The organism is Frigoribacterium sp. VKM Ac-2859, from assembly GCF_013204925.1.
Taxonomy (GTDB): Bacteria; Actinomycetota; Actinomycetes; order Actinomycetales; family Microbacteriaceae; genus Frigoribacterium.
This window is the reverse complement of record NZ_JABMLC010000002.1, coordinates 1,122,620-1,140,955: the sequence shown is the minus strand read 5'-3', so window position 1 is coordinate 1,140,955 and position 18,336 is coordinate 1,122,620. Positions and strand designations below refer to the sequence as shown.

At 71.7% G+C, this 18,336-nt stretch carries 15 protein-coding genes; 14 read left to right on the top strand and 1 reads right to left on the bottom strand.

Features of this window, described 5'->3' with window-relative positions:
- The first annotated feature begins 47 nt into the window (after window positions 1-47).
- The 13 genes from ftsH to HQQ78_RS13115 all read left to right on the top strand — a co-directional run bounded on the left by ftsH (window position 48) and on the right by HQQ78_RS13115 (window position 14,435).
- On the top strand, window positions 48-2,039 hold the full coding sequence (gene ftsH, locus HQQ78_RS13175; RefSeq protein ID WP_056044084.1) for an ATP-dependent zinc metalloprotease FtsH: 1,992 nt from the start codon (window positions 48-50) through the stop codon (window positions 2,037-2,039).
- 661 nt (window positions 2,040-2,700) lie between these two features.
- A complete protein-coding gene (gene folP / locus HQQ78_RS13170) occupies window positions 2,701-3,534 on the top strand; it encodes a dihydropteroate synthase (RefSeq protein ID WP_173154933.1) in 834 nt (277 codons plus the stop codon).
- Window positions 3,531-4,022 carry a dihydroneopterin aldolase gene (gene folB / locus HQQ78_RS13165; protein WP_371740442.1) on the top strand — a complete coding sequence of 164 codons (492 nt, stop codon included), beginning with the start codon at window positions 3,531-3,533 and terminating at the stop codon, window positions 4,020-4,022. Before folP ends, folB begins: the two co-directional genes overlap by 4 nt.
- Complete coding sequence (gene folK / locus HQQ78_RS13160) at window positions 4,019-4,732, top strand: 2-amino-4-hydroxy-6-hydroxymethyldihydropteridine diphosphokinase (RefSeq protein ID WP_371740443.1); 714 nt, start codon at window positions 4,019-4,021, stop codon at window positions 4,730-4,732. The genes folB and folK overlap by 4 nt, the downstream gene beginning before the upstream one ends.
- A complete protein-coding gene (locus HQQ78_RS13155) occupies window positions 4,729-5,205 on the top strand; it encodes a DUF3180 domain-containing protein (protein WP_173153917.1) in 477 nt (158 codons plus the stop codon). The genes folK and HQQ78_RS13155 overlap by 4 nt, the downstream gene beginning before the upstream one ends.
- A gap of 59 nt (window positions 5,206-5,264) precedes the next feature.
- Entirely contained in the window at window positions 5,265-5,744 is a 480-nt protein-coding gene (locus HQQ78_RS13150) for a PH domain-containing protein (RefSeq protein WP_056044081.1), read from the top strand.
- On the top strand, window positions 5,741-7,636 hold the full coding sequence (locus HQQ78_RS13145; RefSeq protein WP_173153914.1) for a PH domain-containing protein: 1,896 nt from the start codon (window positions 5,741-5,743) through the stop codon (window positions 7,634-7,636). Before HQQ78_RS13150 ends, HQQ78_RS13145 begins: the two co-directional genes overlap by 4 nt.
- The gene (locus tag HQQ78_RS13140) at window positions 7,633-8,487 is read left to right on the top strand and encodes a Rossmann-like and DUF2520 domain-containing protein (protein WP_173153911.1); all 855 of its coding nucleotides are present in this window, start codon (window positions 7,633-7,635) and stop codon (window positions 8,485-8,487) included. The genes HQQ78_RS13145 and HQQ78_RS13140 overlap by 4 nt, the downstream gene beginning before the upstream one ends.
- 50 nt (window positions 8,488-8,537) lie before the next feature.
- The gene (lysS, locus tag HQQ78_RS13135; RefSeq protein WP_056044078.1) at window positions 8,538-10,058 is read left to right on the top strand and encodes a lysine--tRNA ligase; all 1,521 of its coding nucleotides are present in this window, start codon (window positions 8,538-8,540) and stop codon (window positions 10,056-10,058) included.
- A 157-nt stretch (window positions 10,059-10,215) separates the two neighbouring features.
- Entirely contained in the window at window positions 10,216-10,488 is a 273-nt protein-coding gene (locus tag HQQ78_RS13130) for a hypothetical protein (protein WP_082460094.1), read from the top strand.
- Window positions 10,489-10,889: 401 nt separating this feature from the next.
- Window positions 10,890-11,912: a sigma-70 family RNA polymerase sigma factor gene (locus HQQ78_RS13125; protein ID WP_056044073.1), complete on the top strand. Its 1,023-nt coding sequence runs from the start codon at window positions 10,890-10,892 to the stop codon at window positions 11,910-11,912.
- Window positions 11,913-12,296: 384 nt separating this feature from the next.
- The gene (locus HQQ78_RS13120; protein ID WP_173153908.1) at window positions 12,297-13,280 is read left to right on the top strand and encodes a hypothetical protein; all 984 of its coding nucleotides are present in this window, start codon (window positions 12,297-12,299) and stop codon (window positions 13,278-13,280) included.
- 303 nt (window positions 13,281-13,583) lie between these two features.
- Window positions 13,584-14,435, top strand: coding sequence for a serine protein kinase RIO (locus HQQ78_RS13115; RefSeq protein WP_173153905.1), 852 nt, complete (start codon window positions 13,584-13,586; stop codon window positions 14,433-14,435).
- A gap of 171 nt (window positions 14,436-14,606) precedes the next feature.
- Here the strand turns inward: HQQ78_RS13115 and HQQ78_RS13110 are convergent, their stop codons facing one another.
- Window positions 14,607-15,605 carry an NAD(+)/NADH kinase gene (locus HQQ78_RS13110; RefSeq protein WP_082460093.1) on the bottom strand — a complete coding sequence of 333 codons (999 nt, stop codon included), beginning with the start codon at window positions 15,603-15,605 and terminating at the stop codon, window positions 14,607-14,609.
- A gap of 195 nt (window positions 15,606-15,800) precedes the next feature.
- Between HQQ78_RS13110 and HQQ78_RS13105 the strand changes: the two genes are divergently transcribed.
- The gene (locus tag HQQ78_RS13105) at window positions 15,801-18,290 is read left to right on the top strand and encodes an ATP-dependent Clp protease ATP-binding subunit (RefSeq protein ID WP_159828242.1); all 2,490 of its coding nucleotides are present in this window, start codon (window positions 15,801-15,803) and stop codon (window positions 18,288-18,290) included.
- The last annotated feature ends 46 nt before the right edge of the window (window positions 18,291-18,336 follow it).

Sequence of the window (18,336 nt, the reverse complement as noted above, 5' to 3'; positions counted from 1 at the left end):
GCTCACGTTCTTCCTGCAGAAAGGTGTCGGGCGTCGCCCGTACTGACATGGACTTCAAGAAACTCTTCCGCGGTCCGATCATCTACATCGTGATCGCGGTCATCGGCATCGGCATCGGGTGGAGCCTCATCAGCGGGGCGGGAACGACGCAGATCTCGACCCAGAAGGGCCTCGAGGCGATCCAGGCCGACAAGGTCAAGTCGGCGACGATCTTCAGCAACGAGCAGCGCGTCGACCTCGTCCTGAAGGACGGCGACAAGGCCGAGCAGTTCTACTACGCGACGCCGCGTGGCTCCGAGGTCGTCGACGCCGTCACCGACGCGAACCTCGAGAACTTCGACGACACCGTCACGCAGACCAGCTGGTTCATGTCGCTGCTCAGCATCCTGCTGCCGTTCTTGATCATCGGCGTCATCTTCTGGTTCTTGCTCTCGTCCATGCAGGGCGGCGGCAGCAAGGTCATGCAGTTCGGCAAGTCCAAGGCCAAGCTCGCCTCGAAAGAGACCCCGCAGGTGATGTTCACCGACGTCGCCGGGGCCGACGAGGCCATCGAAGAGCTCGAAGAGATCAAAGAGTTCCTGAAAGAGCCCGCCAAGTTCCAGGCCGTCGGCGCCCGCATCCCGAAGGGCGTGCTGCTCTACGGCCCTCCCGGCACCGGCAAGACCCTGCTCGCCCGCGCCGTCGCCGGCGAGGCCGGCGTCCCCTTCTTCTCGATCTCGGGGTCCGACTTCGTCGAGATGTTCGTCGGCGTCGGCGCCAGCCGCGTCCGCGACCTCTTCGAGCAGGCCAAGCAGAACAGCCCGGCGATCATCTTCGTCGACGAGATCGACGCCGTCGGTCGTCACCGCGGCGCCGGCATCGGCGGCGGCAACGACGAGCGCGAGCAGACCCTCAACCAGCTGCTGGTCGAGATGGACGGCTTCGACGTCAAGACCAACGTCATCCTGATCGCGGCGACCAACCGCCCCGACGTGCTCGACCCGGCCCTGCTGCGCCCCGGCCGCTTCGACCGCCAGATCGGCGTCGACGCTCCGGGTCTCGACGGCCGCCGGCAGATCCTCGAGGTCCACGGCAAGGGCAAGCCCCTCGCCGCCTCGGTCAACCTCGAGGTGCTGGCCCGCAAGACCCCCGGGTTCACGGGTGCCGACCTGGCCAACGTCCTCAACGAGGCCGCCCTGCTCACCGCCCGTTCCAACGCGCAGCTGATCGACAACCGTGCCCTCGACGAGGCGGTGGACCGCGTCATGGCCGGCCCGCAGCGCCGCAGCCGCATCATGAACGACCACGAGAAGCTCATCACCGCGTACCACGAGGGTGGCCACGCCCTCGCCGCCGCGGCCATGCGCCACACCGACCCCGTGACCAAGATCACGATCCTGCCCCGCGGTCGGGCCCTGGGCTACACGATGGTCCTGCCCCTCGAGGACAAGTACTCGGTCACCCGCAACGAGCTGCTCGACCAGCTCACGTACGCCATGGGCGGCCGTGTCGCCGAAGAGCTCGTCTTCCACGACCCGACCACCGGTGCCTCGAACGACATCGAGAAGGCCACGGCGACCGCCCGCAAGATGGTCACCGAGTACGGCATGAGCAACAAGGTGGGCTCGGTCAAGCTCGGCCAGGCCTCCGGCGAGATGATGATGGGCCGCGACGGAAGCTCGCGCGACTACTCGGAGAACATCGCCGAGACGGTCGACGCCGAGGTCCGCGTGCTGCTCGAGCAGGCGCACGACGAGGCATGGGAGGTCATCAACGACAACCGCGACGTGCTCGACTTCCTCGCCCGCGAGTTGCTCGAGAAAGAGACCCTCGACCACGACGAGCTCGCGGAGATCTTCAAGGACGTCCGCAAGCTGCCCGAGCGCCCGCAGTGGCTCTCGAGCGACAAGCGTCCGGTGTCCGACCGCCCGGCGATCCCGATGCCGACGAAGTCGCCCGTCGACGCCGAAGCCGTCGACGGGGGCGTCGACTCCGAGCCGACGACCAAGCCGGCCCGCACGCGCCCACCCCGCACGACGCCCGGCATCGCCACGGCCTGACGCACGATCGGCCCGACCGGCTGCGCCCAGGCGCAGCCGGTCGATAGCCTGAGGGCTCGTCCCGAGCACCGAACGGAGGTACCGCTTCGTGACCGACCCGTCCCGCGGCACCCCCGCCACGTCCGGTGACGACGGACGTCCGCCCGCTGCGGCTCACGAGGTCGGCGCCGTGCCGTCGAAGCGACCTCGCGGTCGGGAGCGCTACCCGGCCGACGTCGTCGTGGACGCGCCCCCGGCCTCCGCCCGGGCAGCCGCCGACGAGCTCGCCGTGGGCCCGATCACGCAAGGACGTCTCGTCCTGGCGCAGAACGAGACCGCGGCCGTCCGTCCCCCGGCCCAGCTGCCGCCCGTCACGCACACGCCGGCGACCACGTCCGCGACGAGCCTCCCCGCCGAGGCACCCGCCCCCGCGGTCCGCTCCGGACGTCGGCTGGTGGCCGGCGGTCGGTTCGAGGGGCCGCTGCACGAGCGCTCGTTCGACGACGCCGACCCCGTGCTCGAGGCGCGGCCACGACCCGATCGGCAGCGCGCCGGTTCGCACGCAGCACCCGCGGTGCGTGACCGGGTCGCGACCGGCCCGGGGTCGCACGCCGCGCCTCCTGCCCCGGTTCTCCGCCGGTCGCGCGACCGATCCGGTGCTCGCCGGCCCGGCCCGCAGGTGATGGGCGTGCTCAACGTGACGCCCGACTCGTTCAGCGACGGCGGTCGTCACCTCGACCTGGACGCCGCCCTGGCCCATGCCCGCGCCCTCGTCGCGCAGGGGGCCGACATCGTCGACGTGGGCGGCGAATCGACCCGGCCCGGTGCCTCTCGGGTCGAGCCCGCGGACGAGCTGCGCCGGGTGCTGCCGGTCGTGCGAGAACTCGCGGCCGAGGGGGTGCGCGTCAGCATCGACACGATGAACGCGTCGACCGCCGCCGCCGCGCTCGAGGCCGGTGCCGAGATCGTCAACGACGTGTCGGGGGGCCTCGCCGACGTCGACATGGCCCGGGTCGCCGCCGAGAGCGGCCGCACCTTCGTGGTCATGCACTGGCGAGGTCGACTCGACGGCTCGGGCCAGGCACCCGCCGCGGCGTCACGCGACTACGACGGCCACGTCGTCGGCACCGTCGCCGACGAGCTCGCCGCGCGGGTCGACGACCTCGTGGCCCGCGGCGTCGACCCGTCCGCGATCGTGCTCGACCCCGGGCTGGGGTTCTCCAAGGACGCCACCCAGAACTGGCAGCTGCTCGCCCACCTCGACGTGGTCGGCCGGCTCGGCCTGCCCGTGCTCGTCGCCGCGTCGCGCAAGCGGTTCCTGGCCGACCTCCTGCCCGAGGGGGCGCCGCCCACCGACCGCGACCCCGCGACCGCCGTGATCAGCGTGCTGGCGGCCCAGGCCGACGTCTGGGGCGTGCGCGTCCACGACGTCGCCGGCACCCGCGTCGCCCTCGACGTGCTGCAGGCCTGGACCGAGGCCGCGGTGGCTCCCCGCCGACCGGCGAGGCACGCGTGACCGGCGTCGAGAGCGGGCCCGACGGCCTGCCCGCGCGCGAGCCCGAGTCGGTCCCCGAGCACGAGCCCGAGTCGGTCCCCGAGCACGAGACGGTCGGCGGGCCCGTGCCGGTCCTCCGGGCGACCGGCCTCGACGTGCTGCGCCTCAGCGGCGTCCGGGCGACCGGCCACCACGGCGTCTTCGACCACGAGCGCCGCGACGGGCAGGAGTTCGTCGTCGACGTCGTCGTGCACCTCGACACCACCCCGGCGGCGTCCGGGGACGACCTCGGCGAGACCGTGCACTACGGCGTCCTGGCCGAAGAACTCGTGGCCGCCGTCGAGCGCGACCCGGTCGACCTGATCGAGACCCTCGCCGAGCGCCTCGCCGGCGTCGTGCTCGCGCACCGTGCGGCGGTATCCACCGAGGTGACCGTGCACAAGCCGGGCGCCCCGATCACCGTGCCCTTCGGCGACGTGTCGATCACCATCAGCCGGGAGCGCGCGTGAGCGGCCCGAGCACGAGCGACCCGACCGCGGGCGCGCCGAGCACGGCCGCGACGAGCACGGCCGCGACGAGCACGGCCGCGCCGCGCGTCCGGCGTGCGGTGATCGCCCTCGGCTCGAACCTCGGCGACCGTGACACCCTGCTGCGCGAGGCCGTCCGGGCCGTCGACGTGACCCCCGGCATCACGGTCGTCGCGGCCTCCGCGCCCGTGTCGTCGACCGCCGTCACGCTCGACGGCCTCGATCCGGGCAAGCCGACCTACCTCAACGCCGTGCTGCTCGCCGACGTCACGCTCGACGACGACGCCCTGCTCGACGCGCTGCAGGCGATCGAGGCCACGCACGGGCGCACCCGCGAGGTGCGCTGGGGCGACCGGACCCTCGACCTCGACGTCGTCGCCCTCGACGACGAGCGCATCGACACCGAGCGCCTGCAGGTGCCGCACCCCCGCGCCGCCGAGCGCGCGTTCGTGCTCGAGCCCTGGCTCGAGCTGGACCCGGAGGCGCGGCTCGCCGGAGCCGGGCGGGTCGCCGACCTGGCGTCCCGACTCACCGAGCGCACCCGTCCCGTGCCGGGAGCGACCTCGCTGCTCGACCCCGCGCCCGAGCCCCCGCTGCTCGACCCCGCGTCCGAGCCCCCGCTGCTCGAGCCCACGTCCGACCACGGGTCCGCGCACGACCCGACCACCGACCCCAGCCCAGGAGCCCCGTGAAGCACACCCGCCCCTCCACCCTGGTCGGCCTGATCATCGTGGCCGTGGCCGCCGGCTTCGTCCTCGACTCGGTGTTGGTCGCCATGCGTCAGCCCTCGATCGTGCTGCCCTTCGCGCTCGGCCTCGTGCTGCTCGGCATCGGCGGCGTCGTCGTCTCGATGGCCGTGCCCGTGCACCGGGTCGCGACCGGGTCGAGCAAGGAACGCGTCGACCCCTACTACGCGACCCGCGTGCTGCTGCTGGCCAAGGCGAGCAGCCTGGCCGGTGCCCTGTTCGGCGGCTTCGCCGGGGGAGTCCTGCTGTTCGTCCTGTCCCGTGACGTGGGGGTCGCTGTAGGCTCGCTCGTGCCCGCGATCGTCGCCGTCGTCGGCGGTGCGGGGCTGCTGGTGGCCGGCATCGTCGCCGAGCGCATGTGCACCGTCCCGCCCGCCGACGACGAGCACGGCCAGGGCTCGGGCACACAGGCGGTCTGACCGCCTGCGGTCCCACCACCACCGCCGACCGACCGCTGCCGACCGGAAGAGACGCCGACATGGACCGACTCGACATCCCCGACGCCGAGTGGAACCGCGTCTCGCCCAAGTACGTCTGGCCCGAGCTGATCGGCTACCTCGTCACCGGTCTGATCGTGGCCGGTGCCACCGTGCCGCTCTGGCTGATCGGTCAGTGGTGGACCTACGCGATCACCGCCGTCGTGGTGGTCGTCACCGTCGTGGTCGCCGCCCTGACCCCCCGTCGCGTCCGGGCGATCGGCTACCAGCTGCGCGAGGACGACCTGCTGCTGCGCAAGGGCATCCTGTACCTGCGGGTCGTGGCCGTGCCCTACGGGCGCATGCAGCTCATCGACATCAACCGGGGCCCGGTCGTCCGGGCACTCGGCCTCAGCGACCTGAAGTTCGTCACCGCGGCCGCGGCGTCGGCCGTGACGATCCCGGGCGTCCCCGCCGACGAGGCCGAGCGGCTGCGCGACCGCCTCGTCGAGCTGGCCGAATCGCGTCGGGCCGGCCTGTGAGCGACCCCCGCACCGGGGCGGACGGCGGCGGGGGCCGACCCGCGCCTCCGGACGTCGCCGCGCTCACCGACGGCGAGTGGCACCGCCTGCACCCGGCCACCCCACTGCTCAAGGGCGGCATCGCCCTGGCCGCGGTGCTCGTCATCCTGTTCAACAACGCGCGCGAGTACGTGGTCGAACTGTTCGTGCCCGGCGGTCGGCGGGGTGACGAGGGCGACCCGTTCGGGTACGTCGTCGACAAGGGCTGGCTGGGCCTGTTGCTGCTCGCCGTGGTCGTCGTGATCGCCCTGTTCGTGGGCGGGTTCTGGTTGTCGTGGCGCATGCACACCTTCCGGGTGGGCGAGGACGTCGTCGAGGTCCGCAGCGGCATCGTGTTCCGCACGAACCGGCGGGCGCGGCTCGACCGCATCCAGGGCATCAACATCCAGCGTCCGCTGCTGGCCCGCGTCTTCGGCGCCGCCAAGCTCGAGGTCACCCAAGCCGGGCAGGACGCCAACGTCACCCTCGCCTACCTGCGGTCGGCGTCGGCGGACGACCTGCGCCGCGAGATCCTGCGGCGCGCGGGCGGGGCGCAGCAGACGCACGCCCCGGCCCCGAGCGCGCCCGGTGCGCCGGACGATGCGCGAGGCGCGGGCACGGGCGATGCGACGGACCCGGCCGCCGTCGCCGGGACCTCGACCCCCCGTCGGACCGACGCCCCCGCCCCGCACCGGCAGGGCTTCGGCGGTCTGGTCGAGCAGCGCGCCCACGAGTTCCTCGCACCCGAGCTCGACCCCGACGAGGCACCGCCCCAGTCGGTCGTGGCCCTCTCGCCCGGTCGCCTCATCGGTTCGACCGTCCTGAGCGGTTACACGCTGTTCCTCCTGGCAGCCGTCGTGGCGATCGTGATCAGCGTGGTCACGACGGGCGAGTGGTTCCTGCTCTTCGTGCTGCTGCCGGCCGTGCTCGGCTCGGGCGGGTTCTACGTCAACCGCATCACGAAGTCGCTGCGCTACACGATCGCCGGCACGCGCGACGGGGTCCGCATCGGCTACGGCCTGTTCTCGACCTCGAACGAGACGCTGCCGCCCGGCCGCATCCACTCGATCAAGGTCAGCCAACCGCTGCTCTGGCGCCCGTTCGGCTGGTGGGACGTCAAGATCAACCGCGCCTCGCGTTCGAGCACCAAGGGCGCCGCCGGGCAGGAGAACACGACGATCCTGCCGGTCGGCGACGAGGACGACGTCCGCCGCGTCCTCGAACTCGTCCTGCCCGAGCTGGTCGGCGTGGCCGCCGTGGGCGTCGCCGCCGAGGAGGCGCGGGCCGGGGCGCCCGCACCGGCCGACGCCCCCGAGGCGGTCGCCTCCGCGGCGGTCCCGGTGGCCGACGGCTCCGCGACCGGCGAGGCCGCGCCTCCTGCCGTCGGGGGTGAGGGGGTCGCTGACGAGACGTCCGTGACCGGCGCTGCCGCGCCTCCTGCCGTCCGCGACGCCGTCGAGGCGACGACCGAGCACACCCTGTCGCTCGTCGAGGGCGGGCTGAGGTCGAGCGGCACCGACGGCGGTTTCACCGTGTCTCCGCGTCGGGCCGCCGTGCTGCGCTGGTTCTCGTGGCGGCGCAACGGGTTCCGCTCGGCGCCGGGTGCGCTGTTGCTGCGCAAGGGCGCGATCTGGCGCCAGCTCGTCATCGTGCCGCTGCCCCGGGTGCAGAGCGTCGGCCTGGTGCAGGGTCCGTTGCGCCGCCGGCTGCGGCTCGCCACCGTGCACCTGCACACCGTCCAGGGGCCGATCGTGGCCGAGATCGGCGCGCTCGACCAGGACGACGCCCTCGGCTTCTTCACGACCGCCGGTCGCGAGGCCGTCGCCGCCGCCCATGCCGACCGCACCCACCGCTGGAGCGAGGAGACCCCGTGACCGACCCGTCGACCGGCGGCTCCTCCCTCGGCGGCTCGTCCCTCGGTGGCCCACGCGACGCACCGCGCGACCCCCGGCCGACCGCGCGCGGCTCCGACCGGCGCAGCGGCCGTCTCGGCGTCGGCATCGTCGGCGCCGGCCGGGTCGGACCCGTGCTCGGTGCCGCGCTCGCCGCCGCCGGTCACGCGATCGTCGGCATCTCGGCCGTGTCCGAGCGCAGCCGCGACCGGGCCGAGGCGATCCTGCCGGGCGTGCCCCTGTTGACCGTGCCCGAGATCGTCGAGCGCAGCGAACTCGTCCTGCTCGCCGTCCCCGACGACCAGCTGGCCGACCTCGTCCAAGGCCTGGCCGCGACGGGCACCTGGCAGCCCGGCCAGCTCGTCGTGCACACCTCGCCCCGGCACGGGCTCGAGGTGCTCCGGCCCGCCCTCTCGTCGGGGGCGATCCCGCTGGCGATCCACCCGGCCCTCGCCTTCACGGGCACGACCATCGACCTCGTACGGCTGCGCGACGCCTGGTGCGCCGTCACCGCGCCGACCCCCGTCCAGCCGATCGGCCAGGCGCTCGTCGTCGAGATGGGGGCCGAGCCCGTCATCGTGGCCGAGGCCGACCGGGCGCGATACGCCGAGGCCATCGCGACGGCCACCGAGTTCTCGGCCGCGATCGTCGCGCAGTCGGTCGGACTGCTGACCGAGCTGGGCCTGCCCGAGCCGGGCAGGCTGCTCGCGCCGCTGATGCGGTCGGCCATGGACGCAGCCCTCGGCGAGGCCGGGGGCGCGGCCGGCCCCGGTACCATCGACATGGCCTCGTTCGACGACGGCCCCACCGCGTTCGGTGACCCGCGCGCCTGACCCGGCCCGCGCCTCCCGCCCCCCTCCACCACCCCAGGAGCACCTGACACATGACCGCCGCGCCCGACCCGACCACCACCCCCGACGACGAGGCGGCCACCGCCGCGCGCGAGGCGTCGGAGCAGAAGCAGGTGCGGCTCGACAAGCGCGCCCGCCTGCTCGAGGCCGGCGTCGAGGCGTACCCGGTCGGCGTGCCGATCACCGACACGATCGGTGCGGTCCGAGCCCGGTACGCCGAGCTCGAGACCGACAGCCGCTCGGGTGACGTCGTCGGGCTGGCCGGTCGCGTCGTGCACGCCCGCAACACGGGCAAGCTCTGCTTCGCCGCGCTCCAGGCGGGCGACGGCAGCCGCATCCAGGCCATGGTCTCGCTCGCCGAGGTCGGCGAGCAGCGCCTCGCCGACTGGAAAGAGCTCGTCGACCTGGGCGACCACGTCTTCGTCAAGGGCGAGGTCATCTCGTCCCGTCGCGGCGAGCTGTCGATCATGGTCGGCGAGTGGTCGATCGCGGCCAAGGCGATCCTGCCGCTGCCGAACCTGCACTCCGAGCTCAGCGAGGAGACGCGCGTGCGTCAGCGCTACCTCGACCTGATCGTGCGCGACCAGGCCCGCGCCACCGTCCGCGCCCGGGCCGCCGCGGTCTCGTCGCTGCGCCGCACCTTCGACTCGTACGAGTACCTCGAGGTCGAGACGCCCATGCTGCAGACCATGCACGGCGGTGCCGCGGCCCGACCGTTCCAGACGCACAGCAACGCCTTCGACACCGAGCTCTACCTGCGCATCGCGCCCGAACTGTTCCTCAAGAGGGCCGTCGTCGGCGGCATCGACCGCGTCTTCGAGATCAACCGCAACTTCCGCAACGAGGGCGCCGACTCGACGCACTCGCCCGAGTTCGCGATGGTCGAGGCGTACCAGGCCTACGGCGACTACGACCAGATGGCCCGCCTGACCCAAGAGCTCGTGCAGAACGCCGCCATGGCCGTCTCCGGCTCGCACCTCGTCACCCTCGCCGACGGCACCGAGTACGACCTCGGCGGCGAGTGGGCCCGCGTGCCGATGTACGAGTCGCTCAGCGAGGCCGCCGGAGTCGAGATCACCCCGTCGACCACCGTCGCCGACCTGCAGGCGCTCGCCGCCACCGTCGACCTGGTCGTGCCGCACGAGACCCACGGCAAGCTCGTCGAAGAGCTCTGGGAGCACTTCGTCAAGCCGTCGCTCGACCGCCCGACCTTCGTGGTCGACTTCCCGGTCGACACGAGCCCGCTCGTCCGCCAGCACCGCTCGAAGCCCGGCGTCGTCGAGAAGTGGGACCTCTACGTCCGCGGCTTCGAACTCGCCACCGCGTACTCCGAGCTGGTCGACCCGGTGATCCAGCGCGAGCGCTTCGTCGAGCAGGCCGCCCTCTCGGCCCGCGGCGACGCCGAGGCCATGCGCCTCGACGACGACTTCCTCACCGCACTCGAGCACGGCATGCCGCCGAGCGGCGGCATGGGCATGGGCATCGACCGCCTCCTGATGGCGATCACGGGCCTCGGCATCCGCGAGACGATCCTCTTCCCGCTGGTCAAGTAGCGCCCGCGCCCGCGCCCGCGCTCGCGTTCGCGCGGGGGTGCGGACGCTCGCGCGTCGGGTGCAGGAGGCGCGGTGTCGGTCGGGCACCGCGCCTCCGTCGTCTCGGCGTCGAGAGGTGCACGTGGTTTTCCCCGGGAGGGCGACGTACCCTGGTCGGGTGCCTGAGTCCCTTGCCGGAGCCATCGTCTTCTCCGTGACGCCCACCATCCTCGTGGGCCTCATCTTCTGGTTCATCGTCCGGGCACTGCTGCGCTCCGACCGCACCGAGCGGGCCGCCTACGCCAAGGTCGAGGCCGAAGAGCGCGCCCGGGCCGAGGCCGAAGAGCGCGCCGAGTCGCGTGAGCTGTCCGGCCGCGCCGGCGCGACCGGCACCTCGGGCCTGTCCGACCGGTCGGATCTGTCCGACCGCTCGGGCCGCCGCACGGTCTAGTCAGGCCTCTCCCGCCACCGGGTGGGTCGCCGAGGGGTGCGCCGGTGACGGGCGCGCCGGTGACGCGGGCGTCCTCAGGTCACGGCACCGCGCCTCCTGGGCTCGCGGTGCCGTTCGTCGTACCCCGACAGATCGGCCGCCGTGTTTCCGGTGAGCGACCTGGGAATGTGTACCCCCGGCGTGATAGCGACCGCCTATACCCGTTCCGGGCTGCTGTCAAACGTCGTTCGCCTTCGTACCCCGTCGGCGTCGAAACTCTGGACGTGCGCTCGGAGTAGTCCCGTCAGGGCCTGCACCAGCTTTTTTCCGCACGCCCCCGCACGCCAGACTCGAAGTACGCCGACGAGCTTCACGAACTAATCGACGCGACACCAGGTCAGTACTCGAGCAGGGAGAGAACGATGACGACCACTTCCGTCACCACGCGCAACACCACCACAGCCACCGACGACACCGAGGTCGAGGTCCTGTCGCAGGTCCGAGGGGCCTCCACCGACCAGGTCGGCGACTACCTCCGCCACATCGGCCGCATGCCGCTGCTCGACGCAGCGGAAGAGACCGAGATCGCCCGCCGCATCGAGGTCGGCCTGTTCGCCGGCGAGAAGCTCAAAGAGCTGCAGGCCGCCGACGCGGTCAAGAAGAACCGCACCAAGGCCCACGCCGAGATGCTCCGCGACCTCCGCTGGCTGCAGCACGACGGCGAGCGTGCGAAGGACCGCATGATCACCGCGAACCTCCGCCTCGTCGTCAGCATCGCCAAGCGCTACACGCAGCGCGGCCTGCCCTTCATGGACGTCATCCAGGAGGGCAACCTCGGCCTCGTCCGTGCCGTCGAGAAGTTCGACTACACGCAGGGCTACAAGTTCTCGACCTATGCCACGTGGTGGATCCGCCAGGCCATCGCCCGTGGCCTCGCCGACAAGGCGCGCGCCATCCGCATCCCGGTGCACACGGTCGAGCGCATCAACCGCATCTCGCGGGCCGAGCGTGACCTGACCGTCGACCTGGGCCGTGCGCCCACCGTCGACGAGGTGGCCGAAGAGGTCGCCATGGACGTCGCCGACCTCATCGAGCTGAAGTCCCGTTCGCACGAGCCGGTGTCGATCCACACCGTCGTCGGCGATGCGGAAGACAGCGAACTGGGCGACTTCATCGAGGACGAAGAGACCCCGTCGCCCACGCAGGCCACCGAGAGCTCGCTGCTCAACCGCGACATGCACGCCCTCGTGGCGACGTTGCCCGAAGACGAGGCGCGCGTCATCCGCATGCGCTTCGGCCTCGACGACGACCAGCCGATGACCCTCGACGAGATCTCGAAGCGCGTCCACTCGTCGCGCCAGGCCGTCTCGCGCGTCGAGAGCCGTGCCCGCCTCCGCATGTTCGCGAAGGCCGTGAGCCAGGACCTCCAGCTCTACCTGCAGTAGGTCGCAGGCCGCACCACGTCAGGGCCGTCGCCCGGGTCACCCCGGGCGGCGGCCCTTCGTCGTGCCCGCGCGGTCGCGTCGTGTCTCGTGCCGTGCCGTGCCGTGGTGTCCCGCACCGCGCCTCCTCGGAGCCGCGAGTGGGCAGAACACGCTCTTCGGGGCTCCCCGAGCAGCATCTTCTGTCCACTCGCCGCCGATCGGTCTCGTCAGCCGGAGGCCACTTCCGCCGAGTGGGCAGATCTTGCCCTTCGCGGGGTCGGGAGCAGCATCTTCTGCCCGTTCGGGCCGTGCGGCGCCTGGTCCCCAGAGGCGACGCGTTCGCACGGATCCCGAAGCGACGACATCAGGAGGTGCGGGTCGCGTTCCGGCGGGCACTCTCGACGAGTGCCGCGCATCGTCGTCCCCCTCCCGCTCGCCGATCGCCCCTTCGCCGTCGACGAGGCCCACCGTGCCGGTCTCGGCATCGGGCGACTCCGAGGGCCGGATCTCGCGGCACCGCACCGCGGTGTGCGGTACGTCGTCGACGGGCACCCCGATCCCGACGACGTCCCGCGCGACCTCGCGGTCAGGGCCCGCGACGTGCTGCCCGTCATGCTCGACGACTGGCGGTTCTCCCGCGTGACGGCTCTGGGCCTGTGGGGTCTTCCCGTGCCGTGGTGGGTCCGCGACGGCAGAGAACCACTCCACGTCACCTCGATCGAGGGGCGCGGCCCGCGACGGCCTGGTGTCGCCACGCATCGGGCAGGGGCGGCCGCCTCCCGGGCCGACCCGACGGACCGTCGTGCACGATTCGGTCCGTCCGACCGGCCCCCGATGTCGCGGGTCGACGGTCTGCCGGTCGACGAGCCGGTGACGGCGTGGGTGGAGTGCGGGTCGCTGCTGTCGCTCACCGACCTCGTCCGGGCCGGAGATGCGTTGGCCGGCTGCTGGTCCCCCCACGTGGCTGCTCGGGAACGACCGGTCGCGCAACTCGAGCGTGCGCTCCACGACGCCCGGGGTCGGCGTGGCGTCGCCCGTGTCCGAGAGGCCTTCGAACTCGTCCGACCCGGGGTCGAGTCGCCGAAGGAGACCGAGCTCCGCCTGCTCCTGACCCGGGCGGGGCTCCCGGAGCCCGAGATCAACGTGCGCACGTACGACGACCGTGGGCGCTACCTCGGCAAGCCGGACCTCCGGTACGCGTGGTGCGGGGTGGCCGTCGAGTACGAGGGTGACGAGCACCGCCGCGACCCCGGGCGCTTCCGACAGGACATCCTGCGCCGCGAGAGATTCGCCGACGCCGGTTGGCGCACCGTCCGGTGCACGGACGACGATCTCCGCGGCCGCCGGGCCGACGAACTCGTCGCCCGCGTGCGTCGCCTGCTGTCGTGACTCGGCCGAGTGGGCAGAAGATGCGCTTCGTTTCCGTCCGAAGAGCATCTTCTGCCCACTCGACCGGCAGGGGACCGAGAGAAACGACCGTCGACAGGGGAGGCGCGGGGAGGTACCGTGGGCGGACCAGGGCCACGAGGTGGCCGGGCCACGAGACACTCCACGAGAGGGGTGATGAGCATGACTGCCGTCAACGCATGCCACGCGTACCCCACTCACCCCGAGACCCTCCGCCCGTAGCGACAGCCGCGCGACGCTCGTCGCGCCCGCCGGGACGGTCTCACGCCTCCCCTGGAGCACCGCTTGTCCTTCTCCGACGATTTCGTCGTCCCCACCTTCTCCACCGTCGACCCCGACTCCGACGCCGACCAGCGCTGGTCCACCTGGCCGGCCGCCACCCCCACCGAACGCGGGCCCCGGCCCTGGCCCGCCTGGGTCGTGACCTCCGCGGCCGCGATCGACACCGAGCTCGGCGTCGTCAAGACCGGCAAGGAGGCCGACGTCCACCTGATCGACCGAGCCGTGCCGACGGACGTCGTGCTGCGCGCCGGTGACGGAGCCCGCGCCTCCTTGCTGGCAGCGAAGCGGTACCGCGGGCCCGAGCAGAGCGACTTCCACCGTTCGTCGGAGTACCGGGAGGGCCGACGGGTCCGCAACACCCGCGACGGCCGGGCGATGGCTCGCGGCTCGGCGCACGGCCGCCGGGTGCAGGCCGGGCTCTGGGCCGCGGCCGAGTTCGACGCGCTCTGCCGAATGAACTCCCTCGGCGTCGCCGTGCCGTACCCGGTGCAGATCAGCGGCACCGAGATCCTGATGGAGTTCATCGGGCACGGCGCCGAGGCCGCCCCACGCCTCGCCCAGGTCAAGGACGACGGCGCCATGCTGTGGCCGCTGTTCGAGCAGGTGCACGAGATCGTGATCGGCTTCGCCCGGGCCGGTTTCGCGCACGGGGACCTCTCGCCGTACAACCTGCTCGTGCACGACGGGCGCGTGGTCGCCATCGACGTGCCCCAGCTGGTCGACGTCGCGAGCAACCCGACCGGCGTCGAGCTGCTCGAACGCGACTGCCGCAACGTCTGCGCCTGGTTCGCCCGGCGCGGGTTCGTCCGCGACCCCGAGCAGGTCTTCGCCGAGGCGCTGGGCGAGGTGTACTAGGCCGGGGCCGCGCCGAACCCGCCCGCGTTCGTGACGACTGCCCCCGGCCGCACGACGGCGGCAGAGCGCAGGAGGCGCGGCGCGCGATCACCGCGCACCGCGCCTCCTGAAGGCAGGTGCGTCGGCGCCCGGGGCTGATGCCCCTGGGCAGCGGCAGCGGCAGCGGCCGCGTCAGTGCAGGGGGCTGATGCCGGTGACGGCGGTGTCGTCGTCGTGGGCGACGCCGGCGAGGCCGCCGGCGCGTTCGGCTCGCTCGCGGAAGCGGGCCCGGACGTCGGTGGGGACGAGCTCGAGCAGCTGGTCCTCGCGCAGAGGCAGGTCGAGCAGGCTGAGCTTCAGGCGGCCCTTGCGACCGTGTCGGTCGGCGTCCAGCCGGATGACTTGGCCGGCGTCGCGCCGCAACACGAGCCTGATGACGCAGCCCTCGCTGACGTCGGCGACCACGCGCCCGTCGACCTCGAGCGCGGCCGAGTGCGTGCCGTCGCCGATCTCGAAGCGCAACTTCTCTCGCGGGCCGAGGACGACCGAGCGGTCGATGCCCGACATCGGCGCCACCGGGGTGACCACGACGGCCGCGATCGCGGGGGACAGGATCGGCCCGCCCGCGGCGTAGTTGTAGGCGGTCGACCCGGCGGGGGTCGCCGCCACGATCGCGTCGGCCTTGTAGTAGCCGTAGGGCGTCTCGTCGAGGACGAGGTCGGCCGAGACGACGCCCTCGCCCGGACGGCGGGCCACCGAGACGTCGTTGAAGGCCAGGTAGGTGTTCTCGAAGCCGGACGCCGAGTGCGTGACCTCGAGGGCGTGGTGCGCCTCGAGCGAGAACTGCTTCTGGCCGACGCGGTCGAGCGCCTCGGGCAGTTCGTGCGGCTCGACCTCGACCAGGAACCCCACGTTGCCGTAGTTGACCCCGAGCACGGGTACGGGACGTTCGGCGACGAGCCGCATCGCGCCCAACATCGTGCCGTCGCCGCCGAGGGCCACCACGACGGTGACGCGCTCGCGGAAGGTGCGCTCGTCGACCAGCTCGACGCCGTCGCCGACCCGTGCCGCGTCGGAGGTCATGGCGACCAGGTGAGCCTGTGAGCGGGTCGTCCAGCCGCGGATGATCTCGACGCTGTCGAGCACCGACTTCGTGGGGTGCGGAACGAGGCCGACCGTGAACTTGCCCATGGACGCGAGGCTAGCCGCCACCCCTGTCAGCGCGCCCCGTCAGCCCGCCTGCGCACTGCTCTATGCCCCCAGCGAACAGGGGCAGATTAAGCCGCGGGGCCTGGTTACTCTCTCTGTAAACCGGTGCCGAACCCTGCGGGCGCCAGATGCACATTCGGTGGCGACAACCACCCCGCCACCTAGGGAGCAAAGAAGATGTTCGAGAGATTCACCGACCGTGCCCGTCGCGTCGTCGTCCTCGCCCAAGAAGAGGCGAAGATGCTGAACCACAACTACATCGGCACCGAGCACATCCTGCTCGGTCTGATCCACGAGGGCGAAGGCGTCGCCGCCAAGGCCCTCGAGTCGCTGGGCATCTCGCTCGACGCCGTACGCGAGCAGGTGCAAGACATCATCGGCCAGGGCCAGCAGCAGCCGACCGGCCACATCCCCTTCACGCCTCGTGCGAAGAAGGTCCTCGAGCTGAGCCTGCGCGAGGCGCTGCAGCTCGGCCACAACTACATCGGCACCGAGCACATCCTGCTCGGCCTCATCCGCGAGGGTGAAGGAGTCGCCGCCCAGGTGCTCGTGAAGCTCGGCGCCGACCTCAACCGGGTCCGCCAGCAGGTCATCCAGCTCCTCTCCGGCTACCAGGGGAAAGAGGCGGTGGCCGTGGGTGGCGAACAGACCCAGGGCGCGCAGGGCGGCAGCCAGGTGCTCGACCAGTTCGGTCGCAACCTGACGCAGGCCGCGCGCGACAACAAGCTCGACCCGGTCATCGGGCGCGAGAAAGAGATGGAGCGGGTCATGCAGATCCTCTCCCGTCGCTCCAAGAACAACCCCGTCCTGATCGGTGAGCCCGGCGTCGGCAAGACCGCCGTCGTCGAGGGCCTGGCCCAGGCGATCGTCAAGGGCGAGGTCCCCGAGACGCTGAAGGACAAGCAGCTCTACTCGCTCGACCTCGGCTCGCTCATCGCCGGCAGCCGCTACCGCGGTGACTTCGAGGAGCGCCTGAAGAAGGTCACCAAAGAGATCCGCACGCGCGGCGACATCATCGTCTTCATCGACGAGATCCACACCCTCGTGGGTGCGGGTGCCGCCGAGGGTGCCATCGACGCCGCGTCGATCCTCAAGCCGCTGCTCGCCCGTGGCGAGCTGCAGACGATCGGTGCGACCACGCTCGACGAGTACCGCAAGCACTTCGAGAAGGACGCCGCCCTCGAGCGCCGCTTCCAGCCCGTGCAGGTCAACGAGCCCTCGCTGCCCCACGCGATCAACATCCTCAAGGGGCTGCGCGACAAGTACGAGGCCTTCCACAAGGTGTCCATCACCGACGGTGCCATCGTGGCGGCGGCGAACCTCGCCGACCGTTACGTCAGCGACCGCTTCCTGCCCGACAAGGCCATCGACCTGATCGACGAGGCCGGCGCCCGCCTGCGTCTGTCGATCCTGTCCGCACCGCCCGAGCTGCGCGAGTTCGACGAGCGCATCGCCGGTGTCCGCGGCCAGAAAGAGGGCGCGATCGAGGACCAGGACTTCGAGAAGGCCGCCTCGCTGCGCGACGAGGAGAAGAAGCTGCTCGGTGAGCGCCTCCGTCTCGAGAAGACGTGGCGTTCGGGCGAGGCCGGAGCCGGCGGAACCGTCGACGAGGGCATCATCGCCGAGGTCCTGGCCCAGGCCACGGGCATCCCGGTCTTCAAGCTCACCGAAGAAGAGACCTCGCGTCTCGTCTTCATGGAGAAGGCCCTGCACCAGCGCGTCATCGGTCAGGAGCAGGCCATCGCGGCCCTCTCGAAGACCATCCGCCGCACGCGTGCCGGCCTGAAGGACCCCAAGCGTCCCTCCGGTTCGTTCATCTTCGCCGGGCCCACCGGTGTCGGCAAGACCGAGCTGGCCAAGGCGCTCGCCGAGTTCCTGTTCGACGACGAGGGCGCGCTGATCTCGCTCGACATGTCCGAATACGGCGAGAAGCACACCGTCTCGCGTCTGTTCGGTGCCCCTCCCGGGTTCGTCGGCTTCGAAGAGGGCGGGCAGCTGACCGAGAAGGTCCGCCGCAAGCCGTTCTCCGTGGTGCTGTTCGACGAGATCGAGAAGGCCCACCCCGACATCTTCAACTCGCTGTTGCAGGTGCTCGAAGAGGGTCGTCTCACCGACGGTCAGGGTCGCGTCGTCGACTTCAAGAACACGGTCATCATCATGACGACCAACCTCGGCACGAAGGACATCACCGGCGGCCCCGTCGGCTTCCAGATCGAGGGCGACACGGCGACCTCCTACGAGCGCATGCGTTCGAAGGTCACCGAAGAGCTCAAGAAGCACTTCAAGCCCGAGTTCCTGAACCGCGTCGACGAGACGATCGTGTTCCCGCAGCTCAACCAAGAAGAGCTGCTGCAGATCGTCGACCTGTTCGTCAAGCGCCTGTCCGACCGTCTGCTCGACCGCGACATGACGGCCGTGCTCTCGCAGTCCGCGAAGGAGCGTCTCATCGAGATCGGGTTCGACCCGTCGCTCGGTGCCCGGCCGCTGCGTCGTGCCATCCAGCACGAGGTCGAGGACCGTCTGTCCGAGCGCATCCTGCAGGGTGAGCTCAACGCGGGCGACCACGTCCAGGTCGACTTCGTCGACGGAGAGTTCACCTTCGCCACCTCGCGTCAGCCGGGTCGCGAAGAGGTCCTCGTGGGCGACGCCCCCGAGCTCGAGAGCTAGGCGCGAGACCAGCACGACGGCAACACCGGCACGACAGCACTACCGA